The 8,868-nt window shown below is 36.7% G+C and carries 7 protein-coding genes; 5 read left to right on the top strand and 2 right to left on the bottom strand.

Going from position 1 to position 8,868, the window contains the following annotated elements; translation table 11 throughout:
- Nucleotides 1-1,064: trypsin-like peptidase domain-containing protein (locus tag ACP6PM_RS08290; RefSeq protein ID WP_426583564.1), on the bottom strand; the 1,064-nt coding region annotated here is incomplete at its 3' end.
- Complete coding sequence (locus ACP6PM_RS08285) at nucleotides 1,057-1,380, bottom strand: CU044_2847 family protein (RefSeq protein ID WP_426583562.1); 324 nt, start codon at nucleotides 1,378-1,380, stop codon at nucleotides 1,057-1,059. The genes ACP6PM_RS08290 and ACP6PM_RS08285, both read right to left, overlap by 8 nt.
- 773 nt (nucleotides 1,381-2,153) lie before the next feature.
- Here ACP6PM_RS08285 and dhaK point away from each other — a divergent pair.
- The 5 genes from dhaK to ACP6PM_RS08260 all read left to right on the top strand — a co-directional run bounded on the left by dhaK (nucleotide 2,154) and on the right by ACP6PM_RS08260 (nucleotide 8,669).
- Nucleotides 2,154-3,227: a dihydroxyacetone kinase subunit DhaK gene (dhaK, locus tag ACP6PM_RS08280; protein WP_426583560.1), complete on the top strand. Its 1,074-nt coding sequence runs from the start codon at nucleotides 2,154-2,156 to the stop codon at nucleotides 3,225-3,227.
- 201 nt (nucleotides 3,228-3,428) lie between these two features.
- Nucleotides 3,429-5,927, top strand: a complete 2,499-nt coding sequence (gene ptsP / locus ACP6PM_RS08275) for a phosphoenolpyruvate--protein phosphotransferase (protein ID WP_426583559.1) — start codon at nucleotides 3,429-3,431, stop codon at nucleotides 5,925-5,927.
- 10 nt (nucleotides 5,928-5,937) lie between these two features.
- Nucleotides 5,938-6,129, top strand: coding sequence for a hypothetical protein (locus tag ACP6PM_RS08270; RefSeq protein WP_426583557.1), 192 nt, complete (start codon nucleotides 5,938-5,940; stop codon nucleotides 6,127-6,129).
- A gap of 206 nt (nucleotides 6,130-6,335) precedes the next feature.
- The gene (gene dhaL / locus ACP6PM_RS08265; RefSeq protein ID WP_426583555.1) at nucleotides 6,336-6,968 is read left to right on the top strand and encodes a dihydroxyacetone kinase subunit DhaL; all 633 of its coding nucleotides are present in this window, start codon (nucleotides 6,336-6,338) and stop codon (nucleotides 6,966-6,968) included.
- A 663-nt stretch (nucleotides 6,969-7,631) separates the two neighbouring features.
- Nucleotides 7,632-8,669, top strand: coding sequence for a retropepsin-like aspartic protease (locus ACP6PM_RS08260; protein WP_426583553.1), 1,038 nt, complete (start codon nucleotides 7,632-7,634; stop codon nucleotides 8,667-8,669).
- Nucleotides 8,670-8,868: the final 199 nt, after the last annotated feature.

Below are 8,868 nucleotides of genomic sequence, written 5' to 3'. Positions count from 1 at the left end.
AAATCCTCAGAATTTTCTACAGGTTCTACTGGAGTTTCTTCAATAGATAAATCCTCAGAATTTTCTACAGGTTCTACTGGAGTTTCTTCAATAGATAAATCCTCAGAATTTTCTACAGGTTCTACTGGAGTTTCTTCAATAGATAAATCCTCAGAATTTTCTACAGGTTCTACTGGAGTTTCTTCAATAGATAAATCCTTAGAATTTTCTACAGGTTCTACTGGAGTTTCTTCAATAGATAAATCCTCAGAATTTTCTACAGGTTCTACTGGAGTTTCTTCAATAGATAAATCCTTAGAATTTTCTACAGTTTCTACTGGAGTTTCTTCAACAGGTAAATTTTCATAACTTTCTAAAGGTTCCACTGGAGTTTCTTCAACAGATAAATTCTCAGAACTTTCTAATGATTCTCGTATAATTTCCTGAGAAACTTCAGTAGGTATTTCACGCCAAATCTTTTCTAATGCTTCTATTGATATTGCTGTGCCAAATTTTCCCAAATTTTGGTTTTCTCCCTCCATGTGGGTAGTTATACCAACAACAAAACCTGTGTTTAAATCAATAACAGGTGCTCCACTATAACCAGGTTGAAGTTTTCCCTGCTCTATTTGTAGTTTTCCTACAGCAACTTCTTCAGGCATATATTCTATTATTTGGAATGCTCTTTCTCCATCAACTTCAACCATCATTTTTCCTTTGATAGTTCTACGACGGCGGGCATTATTTTGACCCCAAAGATAATAACCAGGAATTTTAATTTCAAAACTTCTTTCTTGTTCCCCATATAAAATCATTAATTTTAAAGGCGGAACTGGAAAAATATCTTTGACTTTTAAAACTGCTAAATCAAAACCCTGAGCATTTCCTATTTCCACAAGTTCTACAGGAATATTATTTACCCGTACATTTTCCTCACCACCCATATCCTCAACAACATGGGCGCAAGTAAGCAGATAAATATAATTTTTTTCTCGATAAAAAGTAAATCCAGTACCAATAACATTTGCTCTTTTGGCACTGGTAATTAAAACAATAGATTCTTCTAACTTTTTTAAGTTAATCATTCTCTGACTTTTTCGGTTTCAGCACTAACTTAACTTTTAAATTTGCACTTGCCTTTCCTTTAGTAATATATAGATTTCCTTCCCCCTCAAAATTAAAACCCACTTCCACCTCAGCTTGTTCAATTTCCATATCCTTACTAATTTCTTGCCAAGCTTCAGCAATAGGGCGACTAATACTAATTAATATAGGTTTAACTTTATCAAAACTAGATTGGACTCTTTTAGCAACATTAGTAGAAATTGGCTTTGCCTCATCATCTGCAACTTCTGCTTCAACCCAAATCCCATCTTCTAGTTCAATTAGTCTGGTGGCCATGTACGTTGATTATTGAATTAACTACTTTTCTATTTAAGCATATATAGCAATATGATTTGAGTTGTGAGATATTGGAGACTTTTAGGGAACGCTTAACTGGGAACAGGGAAGAAGAAAATGTATCTTCTTCATAAGATAACTGCTATATTCTATCCTTTTAAGGAACACCTCAATTCTCACATCTGATTCCTGATTGCTATATAATAGACATCTCCAAAAATAAAAAATTCAATTAATTATCGATCGGAAACTGTCATTTCAGTTATCAGTTAGCCTCTTTCAGAGGAACTGCGTTAACAGTTATCAGTTATCAGCAGTACCTCCTGTAATAGGGAGGCTTGAAATGGGAAATTTTCTTTCTTATCCCCTTGAAAGGGGCGAGACCTTATTTATTCGGTCAATTATTTCACAGCTAAAATGGTGCGTTACGATGGATTGCTAAATCTCTTTCATAGTTTTAATTTAAGCCATCTAACACACCCTACAATTTTGCACTGCTCCCGATATTATTGGAGTGTTTCACCTAAAATAGTGCATTAGGGAGTAGGGTAGGGACGTTTTGCTGCGCAACATGAAACGCATTTTTGTTATGCAACGTCCGTACGAGAGAAAGATTTTTGTTGGGTTTCATCCCTCAACCCAACCTACATCTATTGCAACATTTAAGATGAAAAAGTCTATTATGGTGGTATTACGTCGTCTTAAATAATTTTTTCAACCCTTCTACTCATTCTCTTGTAATATAAATACAATTACTAATCAGAATATATTCTATGAAAAAACTTATTAATAACCCCAACGATGTAGTTCGGGAAAGTCTCCAAGGTATGGCGATCGCTCACCCCGATCTAATAAAGGTCAACCTCGACCCCCACTTCATCTACCGCGCTGATGCACCAATTAAAAATAAAGTTGCCATAATTTCAGGCGGAGGTAGCGGTCACGAACCCATGCACGGCGGTTTTGTCGGGATGGGAATGTTAGATGCTGCTTGCCCTGGTGAAATTTTTACTTCACCTACTCCTGACCAAATGTTAGAAGCAGCTAAAGTTGTTAACTCAGGTGCAGGTGTTCTGAATATTGTCAAAAATTATAGTGGCGATGTGATGAATTTTGAGATGGCAACGGAACTTGCTCTCTCAGAAAATATCCGAGTCTTGAATATATTAATAGATGATGATGTGGCGGTCAAAGACAGTCTTTTTACTCAAGGACGACGGGGTGTGGGAACAACAGTATTAGCAGAAAAAATTTGTGGTGCTGCTGCTGAAGCAGGTTATAATCTCAAGCAAATAGCTGACCTTTGTCGGAAAGTTAATCTTAATGGACGGAGTATGGGAACGGCATTGACATCATGCACCACACCTGCTAAAGGTAGTCCTACTTTTGAGTTAGGGAATAACGAAATTGAATTCGGTATTGGCATTCATGGGGAACCAGGGCGACAACAAATGGCGATGAGATCGGCGGATGAAATTGTGGAAATGTTAGCTATTAATATTATTGAAGATGTCGGTTATAGTCGGATAGTGCGGGAGTGGGATGAGGTAAAAGGAGAATGGCAAGAAGTAGAATTAATAGACTCACCATTTGAGCAAGGCGATCGCCTTCTAGCTTTTGTGAATAGTATGGGTGGTACTCCTATTTCTGAGTTATATATTGTCTATCGGAAATTAGCCGAAATATGCGAAAAAAAAGGATTACAAATTGTGCGTAATTTGATTGGGAATTATATTACTTCCTTGGAAATGCAAGGTTGTTCTATTACTCTGTTGAAATTGGATGATGAGTTGATTAAGTTCTGGGATGCGCCAGTAAAAACTGCGGCATTACGATGGGGGATTTGAAGAAGTCAGAAGTTAAATTTATAAGTAATTTTTTTGCTGAAAAAAAGTTTTTGTTTGTAGTAGGACTTTAGTCCTAATATAGATAGGGCTAAAGCCCTACTACGAGCTTTAGTTAAATATTACTAATTTAGATGTAATTTTTTTTCTGATGTTTATGTAATATTGATATGTTAAGCAGTAATATCAAAAATATATAAAAAAATGATAGATTATTCAGAAAACAAAGTAGGAATTGTACTTGTATCCCACAGTGCCAAATTAGCCGAGGCAGTGGCAGAATTAGCAGAACAAATGACGCAAGAGCCAGCACCAATAGCGATCGCTGCTGGAATAGATGACCCAGAAAATCCTTTTGGTACTGATGTTATTAAAGTACAAGAGGCAATAGAATCTGTTTATAGTGATGCTGGGGTCTTAGTATTAATGGATTTAGGCAGTGCGGTAATGAGTACAGAAATGGCTCTAGAATTTCTCTCACCAACCCAAAGAAGTCATGTAAAAATCTGTACGGCACCTTTGGTAGAAGGAGCGATTTCTGCTATGGTTCAAGCTTCTTTGGGAGCCAATATTCAACAAGTCATGGCTGAAGCAAATGCAGCTTTAACAGCTAAAATATCTCAGATTAATGTTGATGAAATACTTCCAGAACAAAATCTGGAAAATAGCAACAATATAGAAAAAGAAAAATCGTCAAAAACAATTAAAACTACTGTCAAAAATCAATTAGGAATCCATGCTCGGCCTGCTGCAAAATTAGTAGCAATAACAAATCAATTTCAATCTGAAATTATGCTACAAAATTTGACAAAAAATAGTCGGGGAATAAATGCTAAAAGTATCAATCAAGTAATTACATTAGCAGTCAAACAAGGACATGAAATAGCAATAACAGGAACTGGTAATGATGCAGATTTAGCTTTAACAAAAATCCAAGAATTAATCGCAAATAATTTTGGAGAAGCAGAAGTAATTGTAAAGAAAACACCAACAATATTAAAAACCCCAGATGCAAAGAATAAATTAATCGGAACACCAGCATCTTCAGGAATTGCCTTCGGAAAAGTAGTGCATTATCAACCAACAATTCCAGAAGTTGAAGACTATCCTGTAGAATATCCAGAAGTAGAGTGGGAGTACCTACAGTTAATCTTAGAAACTACAAAAAAAGAAATTCAAGGAATAATTGACAATCTATCTAATAAAAGTACAACTGATAATACTCAAACTGATATCTTGCAAACACAACTCTTATATATAGAAGACCCCACTTTATTAGAAGAAGTACATCAACTCATTTTCCAACAAAATCACTGTGCTGCAGTAGCATGGAAAAAAGCTATTGAGGCAATGATTAATACCTATCAAAAATTAGAAGACCCTTACTTGCAGGCGCGAGCTATTGATATCAAAGATGTGGGGGGGCTAGTGCTACAACTGCTGACGGGTGCGAGTAGCAACAGTCTTAATTTATCACAACCAGGAATTTTGGTGACTTCCGACTTAACACCTTCCCTTGCTTTGCAACTGAAACCAAACTTGGTATTGGGTATCTGTACTAGCGCTGGTAGTGTTACTGCTCATAGTACATTGATTGCAAATACCTTGGGTATTCCGATGGTAGTTGGAGTAGGTACTCAGTTGTTATCATTGGCAACAGATTCTCAAATTGCCTTAGATGGCGCAACAGGAGAAGTTTGGCTCGAACCAAGTCAGACACAGTTGCAGGAGTTACTGGCAAAACAAAGTCAAACTTTTGAGAAATATCAAACACCCCAAGAGGCAATAACTAAAGACGGCAGAAAAATTTCCTTGATGGCAAATATTGTGGGAGTTGCTGATGCAGAATTTGCCTTAGAATGTGGTGCCGAAGGAGTGGGTTTATTGCGGAGTGAGTTTCTCTATCTCGATCGCCAGACCCAACCAACAGAAGCAGAAGAATATGAAACTTATCGGGCGATCGCTAAAATTATGGGAATTCGCCCTCTAACTATCCGCACTTTAGATATTGGTGGCGATAAACAAGTTGCCTATATTAAGTTGGAGTCGGAAGCTAATCCTTTTTTAGGATGCCGTGGTATTCGGCAAAGTTTAGATACTCCAGAAATTTTGCAGACTCAGTTAAGAGCTATTTTGCGGGCGAGTCACGGACATAATATTAAGGTAATGTTCCCAATGGTGGCATCTGTTCAAGAGGTACGCGCAGCTAAGAAAATTTTGACAGAAGTTGAAAATTCTCTTTCTGGTATAAATAAGATAAAAGCAGGAATTATGGTGGAAGTACCAGCAGCAGTTACAATGGCAAACCAATTGGCAAAGGAGGTAGATTTTTTCAGTATTGGTACAAATGATTTGAGCCAATATGTCATGGCCGCTGACCGCACTAATTCTAAAGTTGCTAATCTTGCTAATGGTCTCGAACCTGCGGTATTGCGGATGATTCAACAAACTGTAATTGCTGCCCATGAAGCGGGAATTTCGGTAAGTGTTTGTGGTCAGTTGGGGTCAAATCTTGTGGCAGTACCTATTTTATTAGGGTTAGGAGTGGATGAGTTGAGTGTAGCTCCACCATCAATATCTATTGTCAAGAGAGTTATTTCTCAGTTGGATATGTCAGAGGTCGAGGCGATCGCTCATTCTGTGTTGGAGTTGGATGGGGCGAAGTCGGTACAAGAGTATGTTGTTGCTAAATTAGGTATATGATGTCTGGATAATGAGTGATAAAAAAGTTTTTGTTTGTAGTAGGGCTTTAGCCCGAAGTTTAGACAGGGCTAAAGCCCTACTACAAGCTTTAATTATCACTATTCAACCAGACATGATACTATTAGGCAAGGATTTTATTGATATATGTTGGGTTTCGTTCCTCAACCCAACTACTTTTTTAGCTAGAGCTGCTGATAACTGATAACTGAATATATAGGACTTACGCAATACAATGTATTTTGGTCATTGCGACCGACAGGGAAGCAATCTCAAATCCTAGTTTTCGTACCTTATGCGTAAGTCTTGATATACTTGAAATGTGCTGTATATGTTGGGTTTCGCACCTCAACCCAACCTACTTTTTTAGCTAGAGGTGCTGATAACTGATAACTGATAACTGAAAAGATTATGGTAAACAAAGAACAAATTATCCAATGGTTGCAAACAGTAGCAACAGTTTTAGAGCAAAACAAAGATTATCTTACAGAATTAGATGCTGCTATTGGTGATGCTGACCACGGCATTAATATGAACCGTGGTTTTCAGAAAGTTATAACTCTACTCCCGACTGTTACGAATAAAGATATTGGCAGTATTTTCAAAACTGTGAGTATGACTTTAATCTCTACTATTGGTGGTGCTAGTGGACCTCTGTATGGCACTCTATTTTTACGAGCAAGTGCTGTAGTAACAGGAAAGTCAGAATTAACTACAGAAGATATGTCTAAAGTATTCACTGCAGCAGTTGAGGGAGTAGTGCAACGTGGCAAAGCTAACTTGGGAGACAAAACTATGTTAGATGCTTTGTCTCCAGCAGCAAATACTTTTACAGAAGCAGTAGCAAATGGTTCTAGTTTTCTCGAAAGTTTGAAACAAGCGGTAGATGCTGCTGAGTCAGGAATGAAAAATACAATTCCGATGTTAGCGAAAAAAGGAAGAGCAAGTTATTTAGGCGATCGCAGCATTGGTCATCAAGACCCAGGGGCAACTTCTATTTATCTCATTCTTAAAGCTCTGTTAGATACTGTAGAAACAGGTTAACATTTTATCTAATTCAGGCAAGTTTATTTCCCTGATTCAAGGAATTCAAACAGCCTATTTATGGCAATTTAAAGATTCTATAAAATCAACCAATACGATCCCCCTAAATCCCCCTTAAAAAGTTGGATTTTGAAGGCTCCCCATTAAAAAGCTATCCCTGATAAGGAACTCCTAAAATCCTTTTATGATGGGGAGATAGGGAGGTGGAGAGAGTTTAGCCTCTAATTAAATACGTTTACCGAAATAATTAATAATTAAACAATTAAATAATTAGATGATTCAAGCCTTGAAGCCTCCCCTTTCAAGGGGAAAAAGCGGTCGTTTGCGGAGCAGTCCGTTAGGATGGGATGGCGAGGTCTCCCGCTCTTGCAGAGCCACTTCGTTAACGCCATATCCAATCGACCAAGAGAAATAAATTTTTTCCTTAAACGTCAATCCTCTCCCTAAAAGGGAGAGGTAATTATCAATTATCCATTATCAATTATCCATTAATGAATCTCCTATCATATCCATTGAATGGTAAGAAACATAACCTTTTTCTAATGTCTAAGTTTTATGTTAAGAAATATGTTTATAAAGCATAGCTTAAAAAGGGGGGCGGGGGGGATATAAAACAGTACCCTACAGATTAGAGAACTGCTATAGTCCCATCAGCTAACAACTATGAACAAATTTCCGAGTATTACAACTATTATTATTGGAGCTATTAGCTGCATAATAATTTCTCCTAGTTTCGCTCAACTAAAACCTATTATTTTTCCACAAAATATAGTTATATTACCTCAAAAAAATATATCAATTGGAGCAATTGTACAACTAGAAGGTCTAAACTTACCCCGCCCAAAAGTAAGAGGAAATGCAACTGTTCCTCTAGAATTTTTAGACGGTGGAAAAGCTTTTACCTTGACAGCAACTATAGGAGAAAAATCAGGTAATTTTTTATTAGATACAGGGGCTTCTACTTCCATCATTGCCACAGAAACAATCAAAGAATTAGAATTAACAGGGGAACCTGTACCAAAAGAACTTTTAACTTATGCAGTAGCAGGAGATGAATGCCCAGAAATGAAAGCTAATTTGCATCGTTTACCTGTGTTAAAAATTGATAATGTTAAAGTCGAAAATTTAACAGGTTTAGAATTTACTACCACTATCATGCCCGAGGGATTATCAGGAGTTTTGGGAATGGATATTTTGAGTAATTTCGATGTAAAAATAAATCCTCAAACCCAAGAATTACGATTACTACCTCCGACTCCAATACCTACTAAAAATATTAATGATGCTATCTCACTTAAATCTAAGTTAGGAGTAATGTTAGCTGAGGTAGAAATTAATGGCAATGGTCCCTTTATTTTTATGTTAGATACGGGGGCAGAAAGTATTTTTATTTCTCAGAAATTAGCTAGTCAGTTAAAAATTTCTGTGGCTGAAAGACAGGAAATTCAAGTGCAAGGTTTTTGTGGTATAGAAATGGCAGAATATGCTTCCTTAGCTAAAGTAAAAATGGGAAATTATGAACTGACAAACTTAGAAACAGTAATTTTGTCTTCCCCAGTGTTGAAGTTATTAGAAGTTGATGGAATTTTAGGACAAAACTTTCTGAATAATTATCAACAATATTGGCACTTTAATCAAAAAAAACCAGAAAAATTTCCAGTAGGAGGCAGTTTAGTATTAATATCAAATCCGGATAATTAGTTATTGTAACAGGACTTACGCATGAGGTAGGAAAAACTAGGATTTGAGATTGCTTCCCTGTCGGTCGCAATGACGAATTTTCAGGCAGATGCTATCAATATGTACCGAATTTCAAATCAAATAATACCAATTCACTTTAAGGATGTCATATCATGTCCGTTTATATCGTTTGTGTAAAAGTTAGCGTAAATATCAACAG

This window comes from Dapis brunnea BLCC-M229 (genome assembly GCF_050015995.1).
Lineage (GTDB): Bacteria > Cyanobacteriota > Cyanobacteriia > Cyanobacteriales > Microcoleaceae > Trichodesmium.
Note: the sequence above shows the minus strand (reverse complement) of the source record. Positions and strands in the feature narration are given on the sequence as shown.